At 70.7% G+C, this 25782-nt stretch carries 24 protein-coding genes and 1 riboswitch; of the genes, 3 read left to right on the top strand and 21 right to left on the bottom strand.

Annotated elements, in window-relative coordinates; all coding sequences use genetic code 11:
- Positions 1-59 precede the first annotated feature (59 nt).
- The 7 genes from MUY22_RS22205 to MUY22_RS22175 form a co-directional block, all read right to left on the bottom strand.
- Positions 60-1427 (bottom strand): L-serine ammonia-lyase, encoded by a 1368-nt coding sequence (locus MUY22_RS22205; protein WP_247062192.1) that lies wholly within the window; start codon positions 1425-1427, stop codon positions 60-62.
- A gap of 13 nt (positions 1428-1440) precedes the next feature.
- Positions 1441-2442 (bottom strand): lipoyl synthase, encoded by a 1002-nt coding sequence (lipA, locus tag MUY22_RS22200; RefSeq protein WP_247062191.1) that lies wholly within the window; start codon positions 2440-2442, stop codon positions 1441-1443.
- Complete coding sequence (gene glyA, locus MUY22_RS22195; protein ID WP_247062189.1) at positions 2439-3713, bottom strand: serine hydroxymethyltransferase; 1275 nt, start codon at positions 3711-3713, stop codon at positions 2439-2441. The genes lipA and glyA overlap by 4 nt, the downstream gene beginning before the upstream one ends.
- Positions 3713-4090: a glycine cleavage system protein GcvH gene (gcvH, locus tag MUY22_RS22190; protein WP_247062187.1), complete on the bottom strand. Its 378-nt coding sequence runs from the start codon at positions 4088-4090 to the stop codon at positions 3713-3715. Before gcvH ends, glyA begins: the two co-directional genes overlap by 1 nt.
- A gap of 14 nt (positions 4091-4104) precedes the next feature.
- Positions 4105-5196 carry a glycine cleavage system aminomethyltransferase GcvT gene (gene gcvT, locus MUY22_RS22185; RefSeq protein WP_247062184.1) on the bottom strand — a complete coding sequence of 364 codons (1092 nt, stop codon included), beginning with the start codon at positions 5194-5196 and terminating at the stop codon, positions 4105-4107.
- Between the two features lie 8 nt (positions 5197-5204).
- On the bottom strand, positions 5205-8036 hold the full coding sequence (gcvP, locus tag MUY22_RS22180; protein ID WP_247064045.1) for an aminomethyl-transferring glycine dehydrogenase: 2832 nt from the start codon (positions 8034-8036) through the stop codon (positions 5205-5207).
- Positions 8037-8080: 44 nt separating this feature from the next.
- Positions 8081-8179: riboswitch (glycine riboswitch) on the bottom strand.
- Between the two features lie 306 nt (positions 8180-8485).
- On the bottom strand, positions 8486-9787 hold the full coding sequence (locus MUY22_RS22175) for a helix-turn-helix transcriptional regulator (protein ID WP_247062182.1): 1302 nt from the start codon (positions 9785-9787) through the stop codon (positions 8486-8488).
- A gap of 72 nt (positions 9788-9859) precedes the next feature.
- Between MUY22_RS22175 and MUY22_RS22170 the strand changes: the two genes are divergently transcribed.
- Positions 9860-10057 carry a hypothetical protein gene (locus MUY22_RS22170; RefSeq protein WP_247062180.1) on the top strand — a complete coding sequence of 66 codons (198 nt, stop codon included), beginning with the start codon at positions 9860-9862 and terminating at the stop codon, positions 10055-10057.
- On the opposite strand, the gene MUY22_RS22165 is transcribed toward MUY22_RS22170, so the two are convergent.
- From MUY22_RS22165 to MUY22_RS22150, 4 genes are read right to left on the bottom strand one after another with little or no spacing between them, the layout of a single operon-like run.
- Entirely contained in the window at positions 10054-10821 is a 768-nt protein-coding gene (locus tag MUY22_RS22165) for a 3-oxoacyl-ACP reductase (RefSeq protein ID WP_247062178.1), read from the bottom strand. The genes MUY22_RS22170 and MUY22_RS22165 overlap by 4 nt on opposite strands.
- A complete protein-coding gene (locus tag MUY22_RS22160; RefSeq protein ID WP_247062176.1) occupies positions 10821-12185 on the bottom strand; it encodes an aldehyde dehydrogenase in 1365 nt (454 codons plus the stop codon). The genes MUY22_RS22165 and MUY22_RS22160 overlap by 1 nt, the downstream gene beginning before the upstream one ends.
- Complete coding sequence (locus MUY22_RS22155) at positions 12182-12901, bottom strand: gamma-glutamyl-gamma-aminobutyrate hydrolase family protein (RefSeq protein WP_247062174.1); 720 nt, start codon at positions 12899-12901, stop codon at positions 12182-12184. Before MUY22_RS22155 ends, MUY22_RS22160 begins: the two co-directional genes overlap by 4 nt.
- Positions 12882-14246 carry a glutamine synthetase family protein gene (locus tag MUY22_RS22150; RefSeq protein WP_247062172.1) on the bottom strand — a complete coding sequence of 455 codons (1365 nt, stop codon included), beginning with the start codon at positions 14244-14246 and terminating at the stop codon, positions 12882-12884. The genes MUY22_RS22155 and MUY22_RS22150 overlap by 20 nt, the downstream gene beginning before the upstream one ends.
- A gap of 225 nt (positions 14247-14471) precedes the next feature.
- Here MUY22_RS22150 and MUY22_RS22145 point away from each other — a divergent pair, with 225 nt between their 5' ends.
- Positions 14472-14996, top strand: coding sequence for a general stress protein (locus MUY22_RS22145; protein WP_247062170.1), 525 nt, complete (start codon positions 14472-14474; stop codon positions 14994-14996).
- 718 nt (positions 14997-15714) lie between these two features.
- Here the strand turns inward: MUY22_RS22145 and MUY22_RS22140 are convergent.
- The 4 genes from MUY22_RS22140 to MUY22_RS22125 all read right to left on the bottom strand — a co-directional run bounded on the left by MUY22_RS22140 (position 15715) and on the right by MUY22_RS22125 (position 18893).
- On the bottom strand, positions 15715-16620 hold the full coding sequence (locus MUY22_RS22140; protein ID WP_371827679.1) for an alpha/beta fold hydrolase: 906 nt from the start codon (positions 16618-16620) through the stop codon (positions 15715-15717).
- Positions 16621-16805: 185 nt separating this feature from the next.
- Positions 16806-18062 carry a DUF1700 domain-containing protein gene (locus MUY22_RS22135; protein WP_247062168.1) on the bottom strand — a complete coding sequence of 419 codons (1257 nt, stop codon included), beginning with the start codon at positions 18060-18062 and terminating at the stop codon, positions 16806-16808.
- Positions 18059-18382: a PadR family transcriptional regulator gene (locus MUY22_RS22130; RefSeq protein WP_247062167.1), complete on the bottom strand. Its 324-nt coding sequence runs from the start codon at positions 18380-18382 to the stop codon at positions 18059-18061. The genes MUY22_RS22135 and MUY22_RS22130 overlap by 4 nt, the downstream gene beginning before the upstream one ends.
- 76 nt (positions 18383-18458) lie before the next feature.
- On the bottom strand, positions 18459-18893 hold the full coding sequence (locus MUY22_RS22125) for an Lrp/AsnC family transcriptional regulator (RefSeq protein WP_247062166.1): 435 nt from the start codon (positions 18891-18893) through the stop codon (positions 18459-18461).
- A 78-nt stretch (positions 18894-18971) separates the two neighbouring features.
- Here MUY22_RS22125 and MUY22_RS22120 point away from each other — a divergent pair, with 78 nt between their 5' ends.
- Complete coding sequence (locus MUY22_RS22120; RefSeq protein WP_247062165.1) at positions 18972-19874, top strand: SMP-30/gluconolactonase/LRE family protein; 903 nt, start codon at positions 18972-18974, stop codon at positions 19872-19874.
- Positions 19875-20657: 783 nt separating this feature from the next.
- Here the strand turns inward: MUY22_RS22120 and MUY22_RS22115 are convergent.
- From MUY22_RS22115 to rpmF, 6 genes are all read right to left on the bottom strand, one after another.
- On the bottom strand, positions 20658-21836 hold the full coding sequence (locus tag MUY22_RS22115; RefSeq protein ID WP_247062164.1) for an MAB_1171c family putative transporter: 1179 nt from the start codon (positions 21834-21836) through the stop codon (positions 20658-20660).
- Positions 21833-22354 carry a hypothetical protein gene (locus MUY22_RS22110; RefSeq protein WP_247064043.1) on the bottom strand — a complete coding sequence of 174 codons (522 nt, stop codon included), beginning with the start codon at positions 22352-22354 and terminating at the stop codon, positions 21833-21835. Before MUY22_RS22110 ends, MUY22_RS22115 begins: the two co-directional genes overlap by 4 nt.
- A gap of 946 nt (positions 22355-23300) precedes the next feature.
- Positions 23301-23732 carry a helix-turn-helix domain-containing protein gene (locus tag MUY22_RS22105; RefSeq protein ID WP_247062163.1) on the bottom strand — a complete coding sequence of 144 codons (432 nt, stop codon included), beginning with the start codon at positions 23730-23732 and terminating at the stop codon, positions 23301-23303.
- Positions 23733-23790: 58 nt separating this feature from the next.
- Entirely contained in the window at positions 23791-24660 is an 870-nt protein-coding gene (gene mutM / locus MUY22_RS22100; RefSeq protein ID WP_247062162.1) for a bifunctional DNA-formamidopyrimidine glycosylase/DNA-(apurinic or apyrimidinic site) lyase, read from the bottom strand.
- Between the two features lie 152 nt (positions 24661-24812).
- Positions 24813-25562 (bottom strand): ribonuclease III, encoded by a 750-nt coding sequence (gene rnc, locus MUY22_RS22095; RefSeq protein ID WP_247062160.1) that lies wholly within the window; start codon positions 25560-25562, stop codon positions 24813-24815.
- 13 nt (positions 25563-25575) lie between these two features.
- Entirely contained in the window at positions 25576-25758 is a 183-nt protein-coding gene (rpmF, locus tag MUY22_RS22090) for a 50S ribosomal protein L32 (protein ID WP_247062158.1), read from the bottom strand.
- Positions 25759-25782 lie beyond the last annotated feature (24 nt).

Below are 25782 nucleotides of genomic sequence, written 5' to 3'. Positions count from 1 at the left end.
CTATGAAAGATGGCTCTCGACCCCGCCTGGACGTATCTTTCCCTGCGAAAGTGACGCCCTCAGCACTCGATGACGTTCACCGCCAGGCCGCCGCGGGCGGTTTCCTTGTACTTCACGCTCATGTCCGCGCCCGTCTCGCGCATCGTCTTGATCGCCTTGTCCAGCGTCACCACGTGACTGCCGTCGCCGCGCATCGCCATCCGGGCCGCGTGGATGGCCTTCGACGCGCCGACCGCGTTGCGCTCGATGCACGGGATCTGCACCAGGCCGCCCACCGGGTCGCACGTCAGGCCCAAGTGGTGCTCGACGCCGATCTCCGCCGCGTTCTCGACCTGCGCCGGGGAGCCGCCGAGCACCTCGGTGAGCCCGGCCGCCGCCATCGCGGACGCCGAGCCGACCTCGCCCTGGCAGCCGACCTCGGCGCCGGAGATCGAGCCGGTCTGCTTGAGGATCGAGCCGATCGCGGCCGCCGTGAGCATGAACGTGACGATGCCGTCGTCCGACGAGTGCCGGATGAACCGCTGGTAGTAGTGCAGGACCGCGGGGATGATGCCGGCCGCGCCGTTGGTCGGCGCGGTGACGACGCGCCCGCCCGCGGCGTTCTCCTCGTTGACCGCCAGCGCGTAGAGACTGACCCAGTCCATCGCGTACAGCGGGTCGTCCAGGCCGTCCTCGGCCAGCAGCTTCTCGTGCAGCGCGCGAGCCCGGCGCGGCACCTTCAGCCCGCCCGGCAGCACGCCTTCGTGGACGCAGCCGTTGCGGACGCACTCGGCCATGACCGCCCAGATCCGCAGCAGGCCGTCCCGCACCTCTTCGCGCGAACGCCACGACAGCTCGTTCGCCATCATGATCTCGCTGATCGGCAGGCCCGTCGCCGCGCAGTGCCCGAGCAGATCCGCGCCGGTGCGGAACGGGTACGGCACCGGCGTCGCGTCCTCGACGAACACCGCGTCCGTCTCGTACGACTCGTCGCGGACGAAGCCGCCGCCCACCGAGTAGTACGTCCGCTCACGCAGCAGCACGCCGTCCGCGTCGAACGCGCGGAAGATCATGCCGTTCGGGTGCGCCGGCAGGGACTTGCGGCGGTGCATGGTGAGGTCGGTGTCCTCGTCGAACGCGATCTCGTGCGTGCCGCCCACCTTCAGCCGGCCGGACTCGCGGATCTCCGCGACGCGCACCGGCACGGTGTCGGTGTCGATGGCCTCGGGACGCTCACCCGAAAGCCCGAGCAGGACGGCTTTGTCGCTGCCGTGGCCGAAGCCGGTCGCGCCGAGCGAGCCGAACAGCTCGGCCTGCACCCGCGCGGTCCGGCCGAGGTCGTCGCCGAGACCGTCCACAAAGGTCAGTGCCGCGCGCATCGGGCCGACGGTGTGGGAACTCGACGGCCCGATGCCGATGGAAAACAGGTCGAAGACGCTGATCGCCATTGATCCGCCTCTCCTATCTCGCCAGCAGGGAGCTGGCTTCTTGCGCGGCCGGCCCCTGGTCGGTGAGGTGCTGCAGGTTCTCCGGCAGCTCCTCACCACGGTGGGCCTTGGTCTGGGCGTAGAGCCGTCCCGCGCGGTACGACGAGCGCACGAGCGGACCCGCCATGACACCGGCGAAGCCCATCGCCTCGGCGGCGTTCGAGTGCTCCACGAACTCCTCCGGCTTGACCCACCGGTCCACCGGGTGGTGGCGCGGCGAGGGGCGCAGGTACTGCGTGATCGTCAGGATCTCGCAGCCCGCGTCGACCAGGTCCCGCATCGCCGGCGCGACCTCGTCCGGGGTCTCCCCCATGCCGAGGATCAGGTTGGACTTCGTGACCAGGCCGAACTCACGCGCCTTGGTAATGACCTCCAGCGACCGCGCGTAGCGGAAGCCGGGACGGATCCGCTTGAAGATCCGCGGGACCGTTTCGACGTTGTGGGCCAACACTTCCGGCCGCGAGCCGAACACCTCGGCCAGCTGCTCTGGGTCCGCGTTGAAGTCCGGGGTCAGCAGCTCCACGCCGGTGCCCGGGTTGAGCGAGTGGATCTGGCGGACGGTCTCGGCGTACAGCCACGCCCCACCATCGGCCAGGTCGTCACGAGCCACGCCGGTGATCGTCGAGTAGCGCAGCCCCATGGCCTGGACGGACTCCGCGACCTTCCGCGGCTCGGTCCGGTCCAGCTCCGCCGGTTTACCCGTGTCGATCTGACAGAAATCACACCGGCGCGTGCACTGGTCACCACCGATGAGAAACGTGGCTTCGCGGTCTTCCCAGCACTCGTAAATGTTGGGACAGCCCGCTTCTTCACAGACCGTGTGCAGACCCTCGCGGCGCACGAGGCCCTTGAGTTCGGTGAACTCCGGCCCCATCCGCACCCGCGTCTTGATCCACGGCGGCTTCTTCTCAATCGGCGTCTCGCTGTTGCGGACTTCGAGGCGCAGCAGCTTCCGGCCCTCGGGCAGAGCGCTCACCGGGACAGGTCCGCGTACAGCGGGTGCTTCTTGGCCAAGGTCTCGACGCGATCGCGCAGCTTCGCGCGGAGGGCGTCGTCGAAGTCGGGCTTGAGGGCCTCGGCGATGACGTCGGCGACCTCGGTGAAGTCCTCGGCCTGGAAGCCGCGGGTGGCCAGCGCCGGGGTGCCGATGCGCAGGCCGGAGGTGATCATCGGCGGACGCGGGTCGAACGGGACGGCGTTGCGGTTGACCGTGATGCCGACCTCGTGCAGCCGGTCCTCGGCCTGCTGACCGTCCAGAGTGGACTGGACGAGGTCGACGAGCACCAGGTGGACGTCGGTGCCGCCGGTCAGCACGCGCACGCCGGCTGAAGCGCAGTCCTCCTGCGACAGCCGCGACGCCAGGATGCGCGAGCCGTCCAGGGTGCGCTGCTGGCGCTCCTTGAACTCCTCGCTCGCGGCGATCTTCAGCGCGACGGCCTTGGCCGCGATGACGTGCTCCAGCGGCCCGCCCTGCTGGCCGGGGAACACCGCCGAGTTGATCTTCTTCGCCAGCTCCTGGCGGCACAGGATCAAGCCGCCGCGCGGGCCGCCGAGGGTCTTGTGCGTGGTCGTGGTGACGATGTCGGCGTGCGGCACCGGCGACGGGTGCAGCCCGGTCGCGACCAGCCCGGCGAAGTGCGCCATGTCCACCATCAGCTTGGCTTCCACCAGGTCCGCGATGCGGCGGAACTCGGCGAAGTCGAGCTGACGCGGGTACGCCGACCAGCCGGCGATGATCAGCTTCGGCTGGTGCTCGACGGCGAGGCGCTCGATCTCGGCCAGGTCGACGATGCCGGTCTCTTTGTCGACGTGGTAGGCGACGACGTTGTAGAGCTTGCCCGAGAAGTTGATCTTCATCCCGTGCGTCAGGTGGCCGCCGTGCGCCAGGTCGAGGCCGAGGATGGTGTCGCCCGGCTTGAGCACGGCGAACATCGCGGCGGCGTTGGCCTGCGCGCCCGAGTGCGGCTGCACGTTGGCGTGCTCCGCACCGAACAGCGCCTTCGCGCGGTCGATGGCGAGCTGCTCGACGACGTCGACGTGCTCGCAGCCGCCGTAGTAGCGGCGGCCGGGGTAGCCCTCGGCGTACTTGTTGGTCAGCACCGAACCCTGCGCCTCGAGCACGCCCACCGGGGCGAAGTTCTCGGAGGCGATCATCTCCAGGGTCGACTGCTGGCGGGTAAGCTCGTCGGCGACGGCCGCCGCGACCTCGGGGTCGACGTCGGCGAGGTGGGCGTCGAAGGTCGTCATCAGCTCTCCTGGGTGAGTGCGGCGTAGGCGGCGGCGTCGAGCAGCTCGGGCACGTCACCGGAGAGACGCACCTTGAGCAGCCACCCTTCGGCGTACGGGTCCGAGTTGATCACCTCGGGGGTGTCCGACGTGGTGCCGTTGACCTCGACGACCTCGCCGGAGACCGGCGCGTACAGCTCGCTGACGGACTTGGTCGACTCGACCTCGCCGAACACCTCGCCGGAGGTGATCGTGGCGCCGACGTCGGGCAGCTGGACGAACACGATGTCGCCGAGCGACTCGGCGGCGAAGGCGGTGATGCCGACGGTGGCGACGTCACCTTCGACGTTCAGCCACTCGTGTTCCTTGGTGTACTTCAGGTTCTCGGGGATGCTCACGGTGCAAGAGTCCTTTACGCGCGGGAGTAGAAGGGCAGGGCGACGACCTCGACGGGCTCGATCCTGCCCCGGATGTCGACGGAAAGTTCGGTGCCGGGCTCGGTGTACGCCCGATCGACGTACGCCATGGCGATCGGGTGACCCAGCGTGGGCGACAGCGCCCCACTGGTGACCTCGCCGATCTCGACCCCGTCGGCCAGCAGCTTGTAGCCGTGCCGCGGGGCGCGACGGCCCTGGCCCTTGAGCCCGACGCGTACGCGCGGGACGTCGGCCTTGGACCGCTCTTCCAGGGCCGCGCGGCCGACGAAGTCGCCCGGCTTCTCGAACTTGACGACGCGCCCGAGCCCGGCTTCGAACGGGCTCTGGCCGAGGGTGAGTTCGTTGCCGTACAACGGCATCCCGGCTTCGAGCCGCAGCGTGTCGCGGCAGGCCAGCCCGGCCGGGACGAGCCCGTGACCCTCGCCGGCCTCGGACAGGATGCGCCACACCGCCGGGGCCTCGTCGGCCGGGACGAACAGCTCGAAGCCGTCCTCGCCGGTGTAGCCGGTGCGGGCGAGCAGGACCTCGTGGCCCTTCACGACCGCCGGCACGCTGGCGTAGTACTTGAGCGCGTCGAGGTCGGCGTCGGTGACCGCGCCGAGGATCTTGACGGCGTTCGGGCCCTGGACGGCGATCAGCGCGGTCGTCTCGGACCGGTCGTCGACCACCGCGTCGAAGCCCGCGACCCGCTCGGCCAGCGCGTCCGCGACGACCTTCGCGTTGCCGGCGTTGGCGACGACCAGGTAGTGCTCGTCGGCCAGCCGGTAGACGACCAGGTCGTCGAGCACGCCGCCGCCGGCGTCGCAGATCATCGTGTAGCGCGCCCGGCCCGGCTTGACCCCGGTGAGGTTGCCGACCAGCGCGAAGTCCAGGACGTCGGCGGCCTGCGGGCCGGTGACGTGGATTTCGGCCATGTGCGAGAGGTCGAACAGCCCGGCCGCCTCGCGGACGGCCTTGTGCTCGGCCAGCTCGCTGGCGTAGCGGACCGGCATGGACCAGCCGGCGAAGTCGGTGAACAGCGCACCGAGTCCCTTGTGGACTCCGTGCAGGGAGGTCTCTTTCGACACGTGTGAGCTCAGCCTTCGTAAGCGTTGAGGGGCGGGCAGGAGCAGACGAGGTTGCGGTCACCGCGGGCGCCGTCGATGCGGCGGACCGGCGGCCAGTACTTGTTCTTGCGCGACACGCCCGCCGGGAACACGGCCAGCTCGCGGTCGTAGGCCTTGTCCCACTCGCCGACCAGCGTCTCGGCGGTGTGCGGCGCACCGCGCAGCGGCGAGGACTCCGCCGTCCAGGTGCCCTTGGCGACCTCGTCGATCTCGCCGCGGATGGCGATCATCGCGGCGATGAACCGGTCGATCTCGCCCAGGTCCTCCGACTCGGTCGGCTCGACCATCAGCGTGCCGGCGACCGGGAACGACATGGTCGGCGCGTGGAAGCCGTAGTCGATGAGCCGCTTCGCGACGTCGTCGACCGTCACGCCGGTCTCCTTGGTGATCTGGCGCAGGTCGAGGATGCACTCGTGCGCGACCAGGCCGTCCTGACCCGTGTAGAGCACCGGGTAGTGCGGGGCCAGCCGCGACGCGACGTAGTTCGCGGCCAGCACGGCGACCTTCGTCGCGGCGGTGAGGCCGGGCGCGCCCATCATCCGGACGTAGGCCCAGGAGATCGGCAGGATCGACGCCGAGCCGTAGGGCGCGCCGCTGATCGGGCCGACGCCGGTCGCCGGGCCGGCCGCCTCCAGCAGCGGGTGGTTGGGCAGGAACGGCGCGAGGTGCGCGCGCACCGCGACCGGGCCGACACCGGGGCCGCCACCGCCGTGCGGGATGCAGAAGGTCTTGTGCAGGTTCAGGTGCGAGACGTCGCCGCCGAACTCGCCCGGCTTGGCCAGGCCCAGCAGGGCGTTGAGGTTCGCGCCGTCGACGTACACCTGGCCGCCACCGTCGTGGACGATCTTGGCCAGCTCGTCGATCGAGTGCTCGTACACGCCGTGCGTGGACGGGTAGGTGACCATGATCGCGGCGAGCGTGTCCCGGTGGGTGTCCACTTTGGACCGCAGGTCGGCCAGGTCGACGTTGCCCTCGTCGGTGCACTTGACGACGACCACGCGCATCCCGGCGAGCACCGCGGACGCGGCGTTGGTGCCGTGCGCCGACGACGGGATCAGGCAGACGTCACGGGCGTCGTCGCCGTTGGAGCGGTGGTAGGCGCGGATCGCGAGGAGCCCGGCCAGCTCGCCCTGGCTGCCCGCGTTCGGCTGCAGCGACACCTGGTCGTAGCCGGTGACCTCGGCCAGCCACTCGGCCAGCTGCGCGACGAGGACGTGGTAGCCCTCGGCGTCCTCGGCCGGCGCGAAGGGGTGGATGCCGGCGAACTCGCGCCAGCTGATCGGCTCCATCTCGGTGGTGGCGTTGAGCTTCATCGTGCAGGAGCCGAGCGGGATCATGCCGCGGTCGAGCGCGTAGTCCTGGTCGGACAGCCGGCGCAGGTAGCGCAGCATCGCCGTCTCGGAGCGGTGGCTGCCGAAGACCTCGTGACCCATGAAGCCGCTCTCGCGGGCGAGGCCGTTCGGGAGCGCGACGCCGTCCCGCGCGTCCTCTTCGACGCCGAAGGCCTTGAGGACCTTCGCGGTGATCGCGGGGGTGCTGACCTCGTCGAAGGCGACGCGCACGTGGTCGGCGTCGACGTGGCCGAGGTTGACGCCCGCCGCGCGGGCGGCGGCGTGGACGTCGGCGGCCTGGCCCGGGACGTGCGCGACGACCGTGTCGAAGAAGGACTCGTGCACGACCTCGACGCCGGTCTTGCGCAGCGCGTCGGCGAAGCCCGCGGCCAGGCCGTGGACGCGCCGGGCGATCCGCTTGAGGCCGTCCGGGCCGTGGTAGACCGCGTACATCGCGGCCAGCACGGCCGGCAGGACCTGCGCGGTGCAGATGTTGGACGTCGCCTTCTCGCGGCGGATGTGCTGCTCACGCGTCTGCAGCGCGAGGCGGTAGGCCGGGTTGCCGTCGGCGTCGACCGAGACGCCGACCAGGCGCCCGGGCAGCGAGCGCTCGAGCCCGGCGCGGACCGACATGAACCCGGCGTGCGGGCCGCCGTAGCCGAGCGGGACGCCGAAGCGCTGCGTCGACCCCGCGGCGACGTCGGCGCCGAACTCGCCGGGCGAGGTGATGAGCGTCAGCGAGAGGAGGTCGGCGGCGACGGTGAACAGCGCGCCCGCGGCCTTCGCCGACTCGGAGATCGCGTGGTAGAAACCGCGCCCGCGCAGCACGCCGGACGCGCCCGGGTACTGGACGACGACGCCGAAGAAGTCCTCGGGCAGCCCGGTGAGCAGGTCGCGGACCTCGACCTCGATGCCCAGCGCCTCGACGCGGGTGCGCACGACGGCGATGGTCTGCGGCAGGCACTCGGCGTCGAGCACGACCTTGTTGGACTTCGACTTGGACGCGCGGCGCATCAGCGTGACGGCCTCGGCGACGGCGGTCGACTCGTCGAGCAGGGACGCGTTCGCGGTGGCCAGCCCGGTGAGATCGGCGACCATCGTCTGGAAGTTGAGCAGCGCTTCGAGGCGGCCCTGGGAGATTTCCGGCTGGTACGGCGTGTAGGCCGTGTACCAGGCCGGGTTTTCGAGGACGTTGCGCCGGATCACGCCGGGGGTGACGGTGTCGGAGTAGCCGAGCCCGATCATCTGCGTCATCGGCCGGTTACGCGCGGCGAGCGCGCGCAGCTCCGCGGTGGCGTCCTCTTCGGACGCGGCGGGCGGCAGGACCAGGTCGCGAGTGACGCGGATCGCACTCGGCACGGCCGCTTCGAGCAGCGCGTCGAGGGATCCGTAGCCGCACTCGGCGAGCATCTTGGCGCGTTCGGCCTCGGAGGGGCCGATGTGGCGGGCGTCGAACTGCGTAGAGGTGATCGGGAGCTCCTCGGGCCGGGCACCGGACACAACGGTGCGCTGGGAACTCCCCCTCTGTCATGGCACCTGAGAGTTTCACCGTGTGAGACACGGCTTTCACCTTGGGTGAGGCGCGGGTGCGCCTGCTTTCCAGAGTGGCCTCGCACGAAGCGGTAGCAGGTACCTGAGAGATTCCGGGGAGTTTGCTCCTTCGGTGCCCCACTGACTTCGTGAGGGCTCTCCCGCCTCGGCTCGACGGCCCGATCTGCAGTTATGGCGGCTACCGTACCTGCCGGGTTCAACCCCCGTCTACTTCACCCGGCCAACACCACACCGACCCTCGAGCCCGCCTCGACCGGCCCCGCACCGAGCGCCCCAATGTGGCGTTGGGTGCATCTGACGCACCGAACGCCACATTGGGTGCGTTGAACGCACCCAACGCCACATTGGGGCGTAGGGGACCTGCGGGGTCAGCGGTCGGTGAACCGGCGGGTGACCGCGCTCGCCAGCGCAGGTGGGCGGCGGACCCGGCCCGAGGGCAGCACCAGCCGTTTCAACGGCCCGCCCAGCGGGACCGGCGGAAGGCCCGCGCCCAGCAGGACGTGCTCCACCACCTGCTCCGCGAGCCACGCCACCGAGTCGTTGAGCCGGTCCAGGGACGGCCGGTCGCCGTCGAAGACGTCCGTGTCGTCGAGGGTCACCTCGAAGTACTCGCCCGGCAGCCGGGCGACCACCGCGTCGACGGCCGTCTCGATCGCCTGGGCGCCGTCCGCCGGGTCGGTGAAACCCGCCTCGAGCAGCGGCTCGCGGTAGATCCGGGCGGCGCGGGCGCGCATCCGCGGGCCGTAGCGGACCACGACCGGGAGCCGGCCGGTCAGGTCCGGCACCTCGAGGCCGTGCAGCAGCATGATCGGCGGCACCGCGTGCACCAGCCGCGGCGCCGGCTCGGCCAGCTCGCGCGCGGTGATCCGGAGCCGGCCGGCCATCGCGTCCGGCAGGCCGAAGTAGCGGAAGTCGACGTTGCCGAACCCGAGGCCGTCCGCGACCAGCGACGCGAGCAGCTCGCCGTAGCCCCAGATCGGCGACAGCACCACGATCGGCGGTGCCGTCACGAACGGCGGCGACGGCGACGGCGGGCGGGACGCCTCCTGCTCGGGCACCTGGATCACGAGGCGCGGCGGGTCGTCCCAGTCGTGCGGCTCGGCGACCCGCCAGTACAGCCCGAGCGGCTGCCAGAGGCCGCCGAGGATCTCGCGTTCGATGATCCGCCGCGCCTCGGCGTCGGAGTGCGGGAAGTCGCGGGGCGGCACGATCCCGACGTAGTGGTGGTAGGTGACGCGGATCTCGTCGCCGCGGGTGGCCGAGCGGATCCGCATCTCCCAGTCGATCGGCGACGCGGCGATCGCGTTCGCCACCTGCGTGCCGGGCGAGGAGTAGACGAGCGCGGTGGCCTGCCGCAGGAAGTCCCCGGCCCGCTCGATGCCTTCCCGCAGCGACTTCGCGGCCTGCGCGACGTGCACCGGCGTGGCCAGCGACTCGGGCAGCACGCCGGCGACGCGCAGCAGCTCGGCCTCGCCGAGCCCGGTGACCTCGGCGAGCTGGGCCCAGTGGTCGAAGACGGTCACCTTCGGCGCGTGCCGGTGCTCGACCCAGCTGCGCAGGGTGGACGTCGGCACGCCGATCCGCCGCGCGGCTTCGTCGAAGGAGAGCCCGCGGGCCCGGATCCCGGCCCGGACCGCTTCCGCCCACTCGTCGGCGCGCCAGTGCGTCACCTCACAAAGCTAACGAAACCCGCTAGCTTTGCGCAGGGACAAACCGCCCACACGGCGCCGACGCTGGTGAGCATGACCACCACTGTCGTCACCCTGACCCTGATCGTCGGCGTGCTCACCTTCGCCGCCGGCGCGTTCCTCGCCGCCGAGGTCGCCACGCGGATCCTGCGGCGGCGGGAACGGGAGATCTCCGAAGAGCGCAAGAAGCTCAACGCCGCGTGGAAGTACCTGAGGGAGGTCTACGGCGTCAAGAAACCGACGCGCCGTTAGATCGGGGTGACGTAAGCGCCGGAGATGCCGCCGTCCACCAGGAACTGGGACGCCGTGATGAAGCTGGCGTCGTCGCTGGCCAGGAACGCGACGGCCGCCGCGATCTCGTCGGGCTCGGCGAACCGGCCGACCGGGACGTGGACCAGGCGCCGCGCCGCGCGTTCCGGGTCCTTCGCGAACAGCTCCTTGAGCAGCGGCGTGTTCACCGGCCCCGGGCACAGCGCGTTGACGCGGATGTTCTCCCGCGCGAACTGCACGCCGAGCTCGCGGCTCATGGCGAGCACGCCGCCCTTCGACGCGGTGTAGGAGATCTGCGACGTCGCCGCGCCCATCACCGCCACGAACGACGCCGTGTTGACGATCGAGCCCTTGCCCTGGCGCTGCATGTAGGGCAGGACCGCCTTGCAGCACAGGTAGACCGACGTCAGGTTGACGCGCTGGACCCGTTCCCAGGCCTCGATCCCGGTGGTCAGGATCGAGTCGTCCTCGGGCGGCGAGATGCCGGCGTTGTTGAACGCGACGTCGATCGAGCCGAACTGCTCGGCCGTGGTCCGGTAGAGGGCTTCCACCTGCTCGGCGTCGGTGACGTCGGCCTGCACGAACAGGCCGTCGACCTCGTCGGCGGCGGCTTTGCCGGATTCCGGCGTCAGGTCGGCGATGACGACCTTCGCGCCTTCGCTCGCCAGACGGCGGGCCGAGGCGAGGCCGATGCCGCTCGCGCCGCCCGTGATCACCGCGACGCGGCCTTCGAAACGCTGGACCATTACTCCTCCGTGCTGATGAAAACGTTCTTGGTCTCGGTGAACGCCGTCGGGGCGTCGGGGCCCAGCTCGCGGCCGAGGCCGGACTGCTTGAAGCCGCCGAAGGGCGTCCAGTAGCGCACCGACGAGTGCGAGTTGACCGACAGGTTGCCGGCCTCGACGGCGCGCGCCACGCGGAACGCGCGGCCGGTGTCGCGGGTCCAGATCGAGCCGGACAGGCCGTACTCGGTGGTGTTGGCCTGCCGCACCGCGTCCGCTTCGTCGGTGAACGGCACGACGGCCACGACCGGGCCGAAGACCTCGTCGGCCGCGGCCGGGTGCCGCAGGTCCGGCGGGGTCAGGACGGTCGGCGGGAACCAGAAGCCGGGCCCGGCGGGTGCGGTGCCGCGGAACGCGACGGGCGCGTCGTCCGGCACGTAGGACGCGACCTTCTCCCGGTGCGCCGCGGAGATCAGCGGCCCCATCTCCGTCTTTTCCTCGGCGGGATCGCCGACGACGACGCCGTGGACGGCGGGTTCCAGCAGCTCCATGAACCGGTCGTAGACGCTCGCCTGCACCAGGATCAGCGACCGGGCGCAGCAGTCCTGGCCGGCGTTGTCGAAGACGCCGTAGGGCGCGGTCGCCGCGGCTTTCTCCAGGTCGGCGTCGGCGAAGACGACGTTCGCGTTCTTGCCGCCCAGCTCCAGCGTCACGCGCTTCACCCGCGCCGCGCAGCCGGCCATGATCTGCTTGCCGACCTCGGTGGAGCCGGTGAAGACGACCTTGCGCACCGCCGGATGGTCCACGAACCGTTGTCCGACAACGGATCCCTTGCCGGGCAGCACCTGGAAGACGTCTTCCGGGATGCCGGCCTCGCGCGCCAGCTCGCCGAGCCGGATCGCGGTGAGCGGGGTCAGTTCGGCGGGCTTGAGCACGACGGTGTTGCCGGCGGCGAGCGCGGGCGCGAACCCCCAGCCGGCGATCGGCATCGGGAAGTTCCACGGCACGATCACGCCGACCACGCCGAGCGGCTCGTGGAAGGTGACGTTGACCCCGCCCGGCGCCGGGATCTGCTGTCCGATCAGGCGTTCCGGCGCGGCGGAGTAGTAGTTGAGCACGTCGCGGACGTTGCCCGCCTCCCAGCGCGCGTTGCCGATGGTGTGCCCGGAGTTCTCGACCTCCAGCCGCGCGAGGTGCTCGATGTCGGCCTCGACGGCGTCGGCGAAGCGGCGCAGCAGCCGCGCGCGGTCGCCGGGGGCGACGTCGCGCCAGGCCGGGAACGCCGCCTGGGCGCGGGCGATCGCCGCGTCGGTCTCGTCGGCGCTGGTCAGCGCGACCGACCGCACCACCTGCTCGGTGGCGGGGTTGATCACCTCGAAGCTGGTCATGCCCTCTCCTTGCTTGCCGCGACCAGGGCCTGGAACAGCCGGACGTCGTCGGTGTGCTGCTCGGGGTGCCACTGGACGCCGAGCAGGAAGTCCTCACCCGGCGCCTCGGCGGCTTCGATGGTGCCGTCGGCGGACCAGCCGACCGGGTCGAGGCCCTCGCCGAGCCGGTCGATCGCCTGGTGGTGGTAGCACAGGGTCTTGGTCTCCGGCCCCAGGATCCGCGCGGCGCGGCTGCCGTCGGCCAGGGTGACGACGCCCTGGCCGAACGTCGCCGGCGCGGGCTGGTGCTCGGTGGATTCACGGGCCTCGGGCAGGTGCTGGACCAGGGTGCCGCCGAGGGCGACGCTGATCACCTGCAGGCCGCGGCACACGCCGAGCACGGGCTTCTGGTGGCGACGCGCCGCTTCGAACAGGCCGAACTCGAACGCGTCGCGCTGCGGGCGGACGTAGGTCTTGGGGTGCTGCTCCTGGCCGTAGCGCTGCGGCTCGACGTCGGCGCCGCCGGTCAGCACCAGGCCGTCCACTGTGGACATCAGCCGATCGTACGCGTCACTCATCGGTGGCAGCAGCACCGGAATGCCGCCCGCGGCGACGACGCACTCGACGTAGACGCGGTGCAGCAGCGCGACTTCCGTGTCCCACACGAGGAACTTCGCGGGCTCGAGGTAGGTGGTCAGCCCGATGACCGGCCGGTCGTCAGAGGCGCTCGAAGCCACGAACCCGCTCCCAGTCGGTGACGGCGGCGTTGTACGCGTCCACCTCGATCTTCGCCGCGTTCAGGTAGTGCTCGACGACGTCCTCGCCGAAGGCCGCGCGGGCCAGCTCGCTGCCCGCGAGCGCGGCGGCGGCTTCGGGCAGGGTGGTCGGCACCGTGTCGCGGCCGGAGTTGTAGGCGTTGCCGGTGAAGGGTTCTTCCAGCTCCAGCTCGTTCTCGATGCCGTGCAGACCGGCTGCGATCAGCGCGGCGACGGCGAGGTACGGGTTGACGTCCCCGCCCGGCACGCGGTTCTCGACGCGCAGCGACTCGCCGTGCCCGACGACGCGCAGCGCGCAGGTGCGGTTGTCGGTGCCCCAGGCGATGGCCGTCGGCGCGAAGCTGCCGGGCACGAACCGCTTGTAGGAGTTGATGTTCGGCGCGAGGAAGTAGGTCAGCTCGTGCAGCGCGGCCAGCTGCCCGGCGAGGAAGTGCTCCATCAGTTTCGAGAAGCCGTGCTCACGGTCGCCGGCGAGCACCGCGCCGCCTTCGGTGGCGCGCAGGCTGATGTGGATGTGGCAGGAGTTGCCCTCACGCTCGTTGTACTTCGCCATGAAGGTGAGGCTCTTGCCCTCCTGCGCGGCGATCTCCTTGGCGCCGTTCTTGTAGACGCTGTGGTTGTCGCAGGTGGCGAGCGCGTCGGTGAAGCGGAAGGCGATCTCCTGCTGGCCGGGGTTGCACTCGCCCTTGGCGGACTCGGGGTAGAGCCCGGCACCGGCCATGTCGTTGCGGATGCGGCGCAGCAGCGGCTCGAGGCGCGCGGTGCCGAGCATCGAGTAGTCGACGTTGTACTGGTTGGCCGGCTTGAGGCCGTGGTAGCGCTTGTCCCAGGCGGCTTCGTAGGTGTCGTCGAAGACGATGAACTCGAGCTCGGTCCCGACGAAGGCGCCGAGCCCGCGCTCGGCGAGCCGTTCGAGCTGGCGGCGCAGGATCTGGCGCGGCGACACCGACACGGGCCCGCCCTGCACGCGCTCGACGTCGGCCAGCACCAGGGCGGTGCCCTCCTGCCACGGCACCAGCCGCAGGGTTTCGAAGTCGGGCCGCAGCACGAAGTCGCCGTACCCGCTGTCCCACGACGAGAGCGCGTAGCCGTCGACGGTGTTCATGTCGACGTCCACCGCGAGCAGGTAGTTGCAGGCCTCGGTCGCGTGCCCGACGACCTCGTCGAGGAAGTACTCCGCCGCGCAGCGCTTGCCCTGGAGCCTGCCCTGCATGTCCGTGATCGCGACGAGCACGGTGTCGATCGTGCCCGCCTCGACGAGCTCCCGGAGTTCGTCGAGGGTGAGCATGCCTCGCCTGCGTGCCATCAGCTACCCCAAAGGTTTGATGCGAATCCTTTGCCGGTCCTTCCTACCCTGGTGGCGCGCGACGGGTCAACCCTCGAAAAGGTATTTTCTTGACCCATTGCAGTGACGTTGTCGCGGCGTGGTGGAATGTCCGGGATGCCCGGCTGAGAAGAGTCTGTGAATCCCGTCCGACCGGGAGGAATCCGGGGTACTCCCACGTTGTACGGGGCAAGAGAGGTGAGATCGATGACCACAGCATTCACGCAGAGCACGATCGGGCAACAGCAGCAGGCCCGGCCTCAGCTGCCGACCCTGCCCACGGGCTGGCCGATCGGTTCGTACGAGTCCTACGAGCAGGCACAGCGCGCGGTCGACCACCTCGCGGGCACGGACTTCCCGGTCACCGACGTCACGATCGTGGGCGTCGAGCCGCTGCTCGTCGAGCGCATCGCGGGCAAGATGTCGTGGAGCAAGGTCCTGAGCAGCGCGGCGATGTCCGGCGCGATGTTCGGTCTGTTCCTCGGTCTGGTGCTGAGCCTGCTCAACCCGGGAGCCGGCCTGGTCCCGATCGCGATCGGCCTGATCGCCGGCCTGGGGTTCAACCTGCTGTTCGGCGCTCTGGGTTACGCGACGAACCGCAACAAGCGCGGGTTCATCTCGCAGAGCCAGCTGGTCGCCCGCAGGTACGACGTCCTGTCCCAGCCACGCAACGCGGAGAAGGGACGTGCGCTGCTGGCCGACCTGGCCGCCCGAAGCGCGTTCGGCCACTGACGGGTTTCCTCTCGAAGGCCACTTCCCAGCTAGGGAGGTGGCCTTCGGTGTGTCCCCGATCGAGGTGGCCTTCGGCGTTCCCTCGGCAGGCGGCCTTCGGCGCGTCCCCGGGGCCGCTTCCGCGCGGAACTGTCGGTGCCCGCCGGTAACGTGGGAATTCAGGGGGTGCTCGATCAGCTCACCCGTCCCCCACCAGCACGCCGGCCCCGACCGGTGCCGCGTTCGACCGTTCGCACCCCGCTTGAACGGCCGCCGAGCGCGTCGGCGGGCTCGCGCCAACGGTGGATTCCGGCCCCCGGCGGCGCACCCATCAGCTCCGCAGCCGCGGTCGTGCGCACTCGCCCAGCGACTCCGGCCGCAAGTCGCGAGATCGCGCCAACGGCGACTTCCAACCCCAGGCGGCGGCATGCGCGCCACTGGCGCAGCCGTCAGCTCCACGCCCCGAGGGTCGTGCGCACTCGCCCAGCGACTTCCAGTCCCAGGCGGCGGTCTCGCACCAACGGCGACTTCCGGACCTCAGCGGCGACACGCGCGCCAGCGGTGCGCCCATCAGCTCCGCGGTCCGCAGATCGTGCACGCTCGCTTAGCGACTTCCGGTCCAGGCCGCGGGCTCGCGCCAACGGTGACTTCCGGACGCAAACGTCGCCAAACCGCCAGGACTCGACCGCGACCACCCGGAACCGTCGGTGCCCGCCGGTAGCGTGGAAACGGGGGCTGCTCAGGTGCCCGACGAGACCGTCGGGGTGCCGGGAGCGTCCTCCGGGTTCGGCAGGTCCGCCGGGCGGCCCGAGCGCAGCAGGTCACCCCAGCGGGAGCGGTCGTGGTGCGCCGCCGGGGTCGTCGTCAGGAACTCGCGCAGGATCTCCAGGAACCGCTTCGGGTCGGAGCGGTGTGGGAAGTGCCCGGCGCCCTCGAACAGCACCAGCTTGCTGCCCGGCATCGCCTGGTGGGCGCGCAGCGCGTGGCCGCTCGGCACGACGACGTCGTCCGTGCCCCACACCAGCAGCGTCGGGATGCCCTCGGTCAGGTAGCACCGGTCGAGCATGTTGACGACCTGGCCGCGCCAGTCGACGACCGAGCGGAGCGTCCGCAGGAACGCCGTGCGGCTGCTCGGCTGGAGCAGGCGGACGTAGCGCGTCAGCACGTAGTCGAGGTCCGGGCCGAGCCCGAGTCCTTCGGAGATCCGCAGCAGCTCGGCGAACCCGCGCATCGCGGCCAGCGCCGGTTTGGTCCCCAGCAACGGCATCACCAGCCCCGCGCCGGGCGCCGCCGCCAGGCGCAGCAGCGGGTGGACGCTTGCGCCGACCCCGCCCGAGCCCACCAGCACCAGGCGTTCGCAGCGCTCCGGGAACTGGTACGCGAACTGCATCGCGACACCGCCGCCGAGCGAGTGCCCGACCACCGTCACGCGGTCGACGTCCAAAGTCGTCAGCAGGTCCCGCATGCCGCACGCGTAGGCGGCGACCGAGTAGTCCGCGCGCGGCTTGGCCGACGCGCCGTGGCCGAGCAGGTCAGGCGCGATCACCGTGTAGTCGCCGGACAGCGACGCCAGCAGGTCCAGCCAGGTCGACGAGTCGTCGCCGATGCCGTGCAGGAACAGCAGGGCAGGCCCGCGCCCGGCCATCCGGTAGGCGCGTTCGTACCCGTGGACCACCCGTATCCGTGGGGCGAAGGTGTCCGCCCCGATCCCCGTGAGTGCCGGCACCCACCCAGATCACCACGCCGGCGTTCGCGGCACGTTTCGGGCAGGTTCGGATCGGGTGAACGCCAGGAGCGGCCCCGACCTCCGCTCCTGGCGTCCGTTCCCCCCTACCTCGTCGGCGTCGTCGTGGGTGCCACCGTGGGCGTCGACGTCGACGAAGGAGCACTGGGTGAAGGTGGCGTCGTAGGCGACGCCGTGGGTGGCGTCGTCACCTTCGGGATCGCCGCGCTGAACGGCACGTTCGGGTCTTCGCGGCAGGCGGAGCGGTAACCGTTGTAGCCGTCGAAGTTGCCCTGGTCGTCGGTGACGCCCTGCTGGATCCGCGGCCGCGGGAACCGGTTGTCCGACCCGATCTTCTCCTTGGTGCCGGACGAGCGTTCACAGGCGTAGCGGGTCAGCGTGATCGGCCGGCCCTCCTCGTCGTAGAGGTAGACCTCGGTCAGCGGCTTGCCCTCGGCGTCGAAGGCGTAGACGTTGCCGATCGACTGACCGCCGTAGGACAGCTGGTCGTTGCCGTACTGGTCGGACGACGACGGGTAGTACGACGACGCGCTCTGGTAGGCGTTGCGGTTCGAGATGAGGTCGACCGCGGCACCGAACCCGCCCAGTGACCCGCCGATGACGAACGCCGACACCGGCACGGCCACCCACAGCAGCCGCCGGTCGGCCCGCACCCGCGGCCCGGCCCACACGATCGCGACGCCCGCGAGGAGCAGGAACGGCAGGAGCAGCACCGCGTCCCGGTCGCGCAGCATGAGCAGCACCCCGAAGGCGAGCAGCGCGAGGGCGCACAGCACCCACCACGCCGGCTTGAGCGAACCGAGGTAACCCAGGAACTTCCCGCCGTCCTCCTGCTCGCGCACCTTCGTCAGCGAGCCGCGCAGCCAGGCGAGCTCCGGCAGTGCCAGCACCGGTTCGACGCCGCCACGCAGCAGCAGTACCAGGCTGATCAGGAACACCGGGGCCACCACCAGCAGGCCGGCGAGGACGTCGGGATTGACGCTGACGGCGGCGCCGAAGGCCAGCAGGGCGAGCGCCACCGCGCAGAGGATGAGCCCCCACAACGCGATCCGCGGCTTCACCCGGCTCGGTGACGCCGGCGCCGCGGTCAGCACGGTCGTCGCCCCCTCCGCGGCCGGCGGATAACCGCCGGACGCCCGCAGTTCGGCCGCGTAGCTCTCGGGAGTGCCGAGCCGTTCGATGAGGGCCTCGACGCGCGCGCCCTGCCCCAGCTCGGCTTCCAGTTCCGTCAGGTGCGGGCGGACGTCTTCGAGGATTTCTTCGATCTCGCTCGCGGGCAGGTCGGCGAGCGCGGTCCGGACCCGCGCCAGATACACCCGCACGGCGGTCGGCTTGTCGCTCATGCTGCCTCTCCCAAAAGCACGTTCATCGTCGAAGCGAAGCTGTGCCAGGTCTTGCCCGACTCCGCCAGGCGGAGCCGGCCCGGCTCGTTCAGGCTGTAGTACTTGCGGTGCGGCCCCTCTTCACTGGGCACCACGTACGAGGTGAGCAGGCCGGCCTTGTAGAGCCTGCGCAACGTCCCGTACACCGACGCGTCCCCCACCTCTTCGAGGCCCGACGCCCTGAGTCTTCGCAGGACGTCGTACCCGTAACCGTCGTCTTCGCGGAGCACCGCGAGGACGGCGAGGTCGAGCACACCCTTGAGCAGCTGACTGATCTCCACTGCACCCTCCAGTCGTACGCTTAGGAAGGTACCATGCATTGCGCAGTAGTGTGCACGGCGGAGGGGTGCCGCGAGGTCAACCGGGGTCGACCGGCCGCTCGAAGAAGGACTCCAGCACGACGATCGTCTGCGTCCCGGTGACGCCGTCGATCGTGAACAGCCGCTGCAGCGCCGCCTGCAGCTCCTCGGTCGACGCCGTCCGCACCTTCACCAGCAGCGACGCCGGACCCGCGACGACGTGCGCCTCGATGACCTCGGGCAGCGCTTCGAGCGCGGTCTTCACCGAGCTGTCCCCCATCCAGGCGTTGGCTTCGACGAGGACGAACGCCGCGACCCCGCGGCCGACGGTGGCCGGGTCGACCTCCACGGTGGTCCGCCGGATCACGCCCTGTTCGCGCAGCTTGCGCACGCGCTCGTGGGCCGCGCCGGCCGAGAGCCCGACCGCGCGGCCGAGCGCGGTGTACACCTGAGCCGCGTCCCGCTGGAGTTCCGCCAGCAATTTCCGATCCACGTCATCCACCTCTTGACCATACCAGGTTCGGTGTACCATGATCGAAGCAGGATGACATTCGGACCCGGGAGGTGAAAGATGGATCTGGTCAAGGCGGACTTCCAGGTGCTCGATGAGCGGTTCACCCGCGTCAACGGCGACGAGTGGATGCAGCGCCTGCACACCGGCTGCCGCTGGACCGAGGGACCGGCGTACTTCCCGGCCGGGCGCTACCTGGTGTTCAGCGACATCCCGAACGACCGCACGCTGCGCTGGGACGAGACAACGGGCCAGGTCGGCGTCTTCCGGCAGCCGTCGGGCTACGCGAACGGGCACACGGTCGACCGGCAAGGCAGGCTGATCAGCTGCGAGCAAGGTCCCCGGCGGGTGACACGCACCGACCACGACGGGTCGGTCACCGTGCTCGCGTCACACTTTCAGGGGAAGAAACTGAACAGCCCCAACGACGTCGTCGAGCACTCCGACGGCTCGATCTGGTTCACCGACCCGAGTTACGGCATCGACAGCGACTACGAGGGCTACCGCGCGGAGAGCGAGATCGGCGCGTGCCACGTGTACCGCGTAGACCCGGCGGACGGCGAGGTGCGCATCGTCGCCGACGACTTCTCCCGGCCGAACGGGCTCGCCTTCTCGGCCGACGAGTCACTGCTGTACATCGCCGACACGCGCCAGGAACCCAGTCACATCAGGGTGTTCGACGTCCGCACCGACGGCACGCTGACCGGCGGCGACATCTTCGGAACCTGCGACAGCGGCGGCTTCGACGGCGTACGGGTCGACAGCGAGGGCAACGTCTGGGCGGCGGCGCACGACGGCCTGCACTGCTTCGCCCCGGACGGCACCCGCATCGGCAAGCTCCGGATGCCGGAGGTCTGCTCGAACTTCACGTTCGGCGGCGAGAGGAGGAACGAACTGTTCATCACCGCGTCGAGCTCGCTGTACACGCTGCGGGTCACGGTGAACGGCGCCCGCTACCCATGAGTCCTGGCGGCTATTCTGGCTCGGCGGCAGGCGCGGCTGGAGCAGGGCACGTGAACGCCGCGGTTCGGAGTTGGGTTCGGCAGCACCCCATAACCAGGGCCGAAGCCGACACCCGCGGGCGGGCGGCCGAGCGCGCGGCAGCCCGAACCTCGTTCGGCGGCACCCGTAGCTGAGACCGAGTCGACACCGCGCGTGGTGGGGTCAGTTGAGCGCGGCTGACCGAACCTGGTTCAGCGGAGGCCGACGTGGCGGGAGCCGACAGGAGGCGGGTCGGCTGAGCGGCGCGGTCCGGACCGGTTCGGCGGGAGCTGGCGTGGCTGGAGCCGACGAGCGGCAGGTCAGCTGAGTGCTGCGGCTCGGACCGGGTTCGGCCGGAACCGGCGCACGAAGCTGGCTGGCAACAGGCAGCGGGACAGCTGAGCACCGCGGCCTGAACCTCGTTCGGCTGGAACCGGCGACTACAGCTGGTGAGCGACGGGCAGCGGGCCAGCCGAGTACCGCAGCTTGAAGCGGGTTCAGGTGGAGCCAGCGGCTGGAACCGGCGGGCGACACGCGGCGGGTCAGCTGAGCACCTCGACCCGAACGTGGTCCGGTCGGAACCAGCTACCGAAACCGGCGGGCTACAGGCAGCGGGACAGCTGAGTGCCGCTGTCCGAACCGAGTTCGGCTGGAACCGGCAACTCGGGCCACTGGGCGACACGAGGCGGAGTCAGCTGAGTGCCGCGACCCGAAGCGGGTTCGGTCGGAACCCGCGACCGGAGCCGGCGGGCTACAGGCAGCGGGTCAGCTGAGGGCTGCTGTCCGGACCTCGTTCAGCAGCGCGTTGCGGCGCCAGGCGCGGCTCACCCGGACCAGCCAGGCTGCCTCGGCTTGGACGTCTGCGTCCGCGTCGGCGATGTGCTTCGGCTCCTCGTCGGACGGGGCGAACTTGTGGCCTTTGCGCTCTGCCTCGATCGCCGCGGCCAGGGTGACCGCTTCCACCGTTGCCGCCAGGTCGGCTTCGGGGACTCCCGCGCGGCGGGCTTCCTCTTCCGCGCGGGCTGGGAGCTGTGGGTCGAAGTGGGCGCGTAGGGCCAGGTGGCCGTCGCGGATTTCGATGACCCTGCGGTACAGCGCGAACTCGGGGCCGCTCGTCAGCTCGTGGCCCGGGTTGAGCGCGATGCCCGGGACTGCCGCGTGCAAGGCCGTCCACAGTGGCTCGATGCGGCGGTACGCCCGGTACGCGCGCACCCGCCCTAGCACCGATGACACCGCCGGAGACCAAGCGCTCAGCGTCGCGCCGGCGGTGAGGAAGCTGACCGTCGTCGCCGCGAGGACCGAGGACAGCACGTCCTCGCGGGCGCCGATCCTCGCGGTCCGGAGCAGCTGGCGGACGTCGTCGACGTCCCAGAACGTCCAGGCGAACGCGGCGCCCACCCCGACCACCAGCAGCCAGAGCCCGGCGCGCAGCGGGCCCGGCTCCGCGTGCCACGCGCTGCGGACGAACACCGTGATCAGCAGGCCGAGGCTGATCAGGCCGTAGGCCAGGAACACGCCCTGGTTGGCGAGCGCGAACGGCAGAACGGCTCGGGAAACGACCATGTCGTCACCGTCGCGTTCCGGCCCGGACAGCGCGTAACACACCGCGAGCAGCACCATCGCCGCGCCGGTGAACAGCGCGTGCGGGGCGAGCCGGGCGCCTTCGCCGCGCCACACCGACTGGCTGAAGGCGACCGCGAAGCCGATCGCGGCGAACTTCAGCTCGTCACCCGCCAGTGGCGCGACCCAGTCGAACACCGGGCCCTGGCCGACGAGGGCCTCCATCGCCGGGGTCAGCACAACGATCCCGGCGGCGATGCAGATGCCGAACCCGGCGAGGAACCACATGGTGCGCACCGGCTGGCTGCGCCGCGCCTCGACGAGCTTGTACCCGAACCCGGCGAATCCCACCAGGCACAGGTGATAGGCCAGCGTCTCGATCACGGCGTACGGCGGGGGCCGAACAGCGAATCGAAGCGTCGGACGCCGTCCGGGACGTCGGCCGCCGGCTCGCGCGGCTCTTCGGGCCGCACGACGCGCTGGGCGAGCAACGTCGCGACCAGTTCGGCCTCGCGCTCCTCGACCTCGGTGTAGGTGGTGCGGCCCAGGACCCGCCGGACCAGCTCGGGCGAGAGGTTCGGCATCAGCTGCCGGCCCGCGGCGGCGTCGATGGCCGCGCCGTCGGCGCCGGCGCCGGAACCCGTGTGCCCGCACAGCAGGTGCCCGACCTCGTGCAGCAGGATGTGCCGCCGGTGCAGGGCGGTCGTGTTGGTCGGGTAGAGGATGTAGTCGGCGCGTTCGGTGCTCATCAGCAGCCCGCACGGCGCGCCTTCGGGGGCGCTGACCGGCATCAGCTCGATCGGGCGCCCGCGCACGGCGGCCAGGCCGCCGACGAACGCCTCGGCATCGAACGGTTCCGGCAGGCTGACGGCGTCGGCGACCTCACGGGCCCGCCGCCACAACGCGCGGCCCGGTCGCCGCGCGGAGAGCCGCGATGGTCGTTCCGCCACGTCAGCCCTCCTCGCACCACGCCGCCACGGCCGGATTCGTCACGGCAGGCGATGGCGCGAGCCCGCTCCGGAATCCGGTTTTCGTCCGCACCGCCATGCCGACCCCGCGAACCTACCGCGCCAACGGGCGCCTCGGGGCAACCACGTCAGTTCTCACCTCACCGCGAGGCCCGAAGTGTGCCCGCGCGGCTCCGAACGACGACGCGTTGGCTCTCCCTCGCGACGCCTCGAGCAGTCCGCCGCCGAGTCGACGCCGCGCCAGGTCCCCGACACGACGCCCGCAGTGCGCGCGGCCCCAAGCAATGACGCAGTGACACTCCCGCGCAACGCCTCGAATGGTCCGCGGCCGAACTGACACCGCGCCAGCTCCCCGACACAACACCTGGTGTGCACCCACGCAGCCCCAAGCGATGAGACATTGGCTCTCCCCCGCGACACCTCAAGTACCCCGCGGCCGAGTCGACACCGCGCCAGGTCCCCGACACAACGCCCGACGCGGCCCCGAACGATGACGCATCGGCTCTCCCTCACGACGCCTCAAGCGGCCCGCGGTCGAACTGACGCCGCGCCAGATCACCGACGCAACCCCGCCGACGGGTGACCACGCAGCCTTGAACGAAAACGCAGTGGCTCTCCCCCGTGAGGCCCTGAGTGGTCCGCGGCCGAGTTGGCGCCGCGTCAGATCACCGACACAAGGGCCCGACGTATACCCATGCGGCCCGAGAAGTGACGTAGTGGTTCTCCTGGGCCGCCCAGGTTGCGACGCCGTCGCGACGCCTGGAGGTCGCTGTTCAAGGCAGCGACGCAGCACCGCACCCGAAGTGTGCCCGGCGGCTTGTTCCCCACGTGACGCTTGGGGTGCTTCCGTCGCGACGTCGAAGTGTGGTCGCGCGGTGGGCTAGCTGTCCTTCTTCGGGCCGCGGCTTGCTTCTCTGCGGGCTATTGCGTCGATCATGTCGCTGATCGTGTCCAGGCCGTCCGCTGACAGTGTCACCGCTCGCAGGGCCAGGTCGCGGACGCCCGCGTCGCGTAGGGCGCCCAGTAGGGCCAGCTCGTCGGCTATCTTGCGGCTCTGCTCGTCGTCGAAGAAGTAGGCCGGGGGGACTCCGAAGAACTGGGCCAGGGCTTCCAGGTGGCGTTTGGTCGGGTTGGTGCGCCGGCCGGTGCGCAGCTGCCACAGGTACGTCGTCGAGAAGCTCTCGCCCGTGGCCTCGCGGCAAGCCGTCGCGACCTCCTCGTTGCTGTACGGCTCCCGATCGGCCCTGCGGACCACGTGGAACAGCTGGTCGACCTTGTCGGCCAGCGTCGACTTGCCGGGCTCCTTGACCACGTTGCACTCCCTCAGCTACCAGGCGTATTCATCCTAGCTGAAAGGCGAACACCTTTTATCAACGCGAGTTCGCCCTCGGCCGGGGCTGGCACCGCGGGCACGAGAACGACGACCGGTTCATGAACGGCTCCCGCCGGATCGGCGAGCCGCAGCGGTGGCACGGCAGGCCCTCCTGGCCGTACGCGTCGAGCGAACGGTCGAAGTAACCCGACTGCCCGTTGACGTTGACGTACAGCGCGTCGAACGAGGTGCCGCCCTGGCCCAGGGCCGCGTTCATCACGTCCGACGCCGCGGACAGCAGCTCGCGGCACTTCGCGACGGTGAGCTTCTCCGTCGGCCGCGCCCAGTGCAGCTTCGCGCGCCACAAGGCTTCGTCGGCGTAGATGTTGCCGATGCCCGAAACCAGGGTCTGGTCCAGCAAGGCGCGCTTGATCTCGGTGCGGCGGGACCGCAACGCCTTGACGGCCGTGTCGAGGTCGAACGCCGGGTCCATCGGGTCGCGCGCGATGTGCGCGATCGTGCCGGGCAGCAGCACGCGCTCGCCGATGTCGGTCAGGTCGTCGAGCACCAGGCCGCCGAACGTGCGCTGGTCGACGAAACGCAGCTCCGGACCGTCGTCGTCGAAGCGCAGCCGGACGCGCAGGTGCTTCTCGTCCGGCGCGTCTTCGGGCTGGACGAGCATCTGCCCGCTCATCCCGAGGTGGGCGACGACGGCTTCCTTGTCGGACAGCTCCAGCCACAGGTACTTGCCCCGCCGCCGCGCGGCTTCGACGCGGACGCCCTTGAGCCGCCGGGTGAAGTCGTCCGCACCCGGCACGTGCCGGCGGATCGCCCGCGGGTGCAGGACCTCGGCCTCGCGCACCGTCCGGCCGGCGACGTGCGCTTGCAGGCCCACGCGGACGACTTCGACCTCGGGAAGTTCGGGCATGACGCCATTGTGCCCGGGGGGTACGACACTTTTCGCAGGGGCAGTCGCGGGGGCGGGGCCGAGGCAAAAGAAATCCGCCTGTCTCCCGGAGGATTCGTGGCGGATGACCACGAACGCCTCTGGGCTACAGGCGGATCAGGGGAACGCGAGCTTCAGGCGTCCCCGGTGTCCTTCTTCTCGGCCTCGAGCTCGGCCGACAGCGAGCGCCAAGCCGTCTCGGCGGCCTTCTGCTCGGCTTCCTTCTTCGTCGAACCCGAACCCGTGCCGAGGGGACGGCCGCCGATGAGGACGGTGGCCGTGAACTCCTTGCGGTGGTCCGGGCCCGTGTCCTCGACGCGGTACTCGGGCACACCGAGACCGGCCGACGCCGTCAGCTCCTGCAGGCTGGTCTTCCAGTCGAGACCGGCACCGCGCAGCGGAGCTTCGGCGAGCAGCCCGTCGAAGAGGTGGTGCACGAGCTTGCGGGCGATCTCGATGCCGTGCGCGAGGTAGACGGCACCGATCACCGCCTCCAAGCCGTCGGCGAGGATGCTCGCCTTGTCCCGGCCGCCGGTGAGCTCTTCGCCCTTGCCCAGCAACAGGTGCGCCCCGAGCCCGCCCTCGCCCAGCCCGCGCGCGACCCGGGCCAGCGCGTGCATGTTGACGACGCTGGCACGGAGTTTTGCGAGCTGACCTTCGGGCAGGTCGGGGTGTGTGTTGTACAGGTGATCGGTGACGACCAGGCCGAGCACGGCGTCACCGAGGAACTCCAGCCGCTCGTTCGGCGGCAGGCCCCCGTTTTCGTACGCGTACGAACGGTGGGTCAGCGACAGAACGAGTAGCTCGGGGCCGAGTGTGACCCCGAGCGCTTCGAGCAACGCCGCCGAATCGGCTGGTGGTCCCCCGGGCGTCTTGCCCCCCATATCGGCTACCCGATCAGGCGGGCTCGACGACCTGGCGGCCGTTGTGCTGGCCGCACGACGGGCACGCGATGTGCTGGAGCTTCGGCTGCTTGCAGGCGCGGTTGGAGCAGGGCACCAGCTGAACCGGAGCCGCCTTCCACTGGCTGCGGCGGGCGCGCGTGTTGGATCGCGACATCTTCCGCTTCGGGACGGCCACGAGTAGATCTCCTTAAGACGGTCT

Origin of the sequence: Amycolatopsis sp. WQ 127309 (assembly GCF_023023025.1) — a bacterium.
GTDB lineage: Bacteria > Actinomycetota > Actinomycetes > Mycobacteriales > Pseudonocardiaceae > Amycolatopsis.
The sequence above is the reverse complement of the archived record's forward strand: the minus strand, read 5'-3'. Positions and strand labels throughout refer to the sequence as shown.

Bases quoted from the DNA above. Each gene is read 5' to 3' on its own strand.
- MUY22_RS22150 (WP_247062172.1), bottom strand. From the start codon at position 14,246: ATGGCACGCAGGCGAGGCATGCTCACCCTCGACGAACTCCGGGAGCTC.
- MUY22_RS22165 (WP_247062178.1), bottom strand. From the start codon at position 10,821: ATGGTCCAGCGTTTCGAAGGCCGCGTCGCGGTGATCACGGGCGGCGCG.
- MUY22_RS22145 (WP_247062170.1), top strand. From the start codon at position 14,472: ATGACCACAGCATTCACGCAGAGCACGATCGGGCAACAGCAGCAGGCC.
- MUY22_RS22135 (WP_247062168.1), bottom strand. From the start codon at position 18,062: ATGAGCGACAAGCCGACCGCCGTGCGGGTGTATCTGGCGCGGGTCCGG.
- MUY22_RS22160 (WP_247062176.1), bottom strand. From the start codon at position 12,185: ATGACCAGCTTCGAGGTGATCAACCCCGCCACCGAGCAGGTGGTGCGG.
- glyA (WP_247062189.1), bottom strand. From the start codon at position 3,713: ATGACGACCTTCGACGCCCACCTCGCCGACGTCGACCCCGAGGTCGCG.
- MUY22_RS22120 (WP_247062165.1), top strand. From the start codon at position 18,972: ATGGATCTGGTCAAGGCGGACTTCCAGGTGCTCGATGAGCGGTTCACC.
- mutM (WP_247062162.1), bottom strand. From the start codon at position 24,660: ATGCCCGAACTTCCCGAGGTCGAAGTCGTCCGCGTGGGCCTGCAAGCG.
- MUY22_RS22140 (WP_371827679.1), bottom strand. From the start codon at position 16,620: ATGGCCGGGCGCGGGCCTGCCCTGCTGTTCCTGCACGGCATCGGCGAC.
- rnc (WP_247062160.1), bottom strand. From the start codon at position 25,562: ATGGGGGGCAAGACGCCCGGGGGACCACCAGCCGATTCGGCGGCGTTG.
- MUY22_RS22205 (WP_247062192.1), bottom strand. From the start codon at position 1,427: ATGGCGATCAGCGTCTTCGACCTGTTTTCCATCGGCATCGGGCCGTCG.
- MUY22_RS22170 (WP_247062180.1), top strand. From the start codon at position 9,860: ATGACCACCACTGTCGTCACCCTGACCCTGATCGTCGGCGTGCTCACC.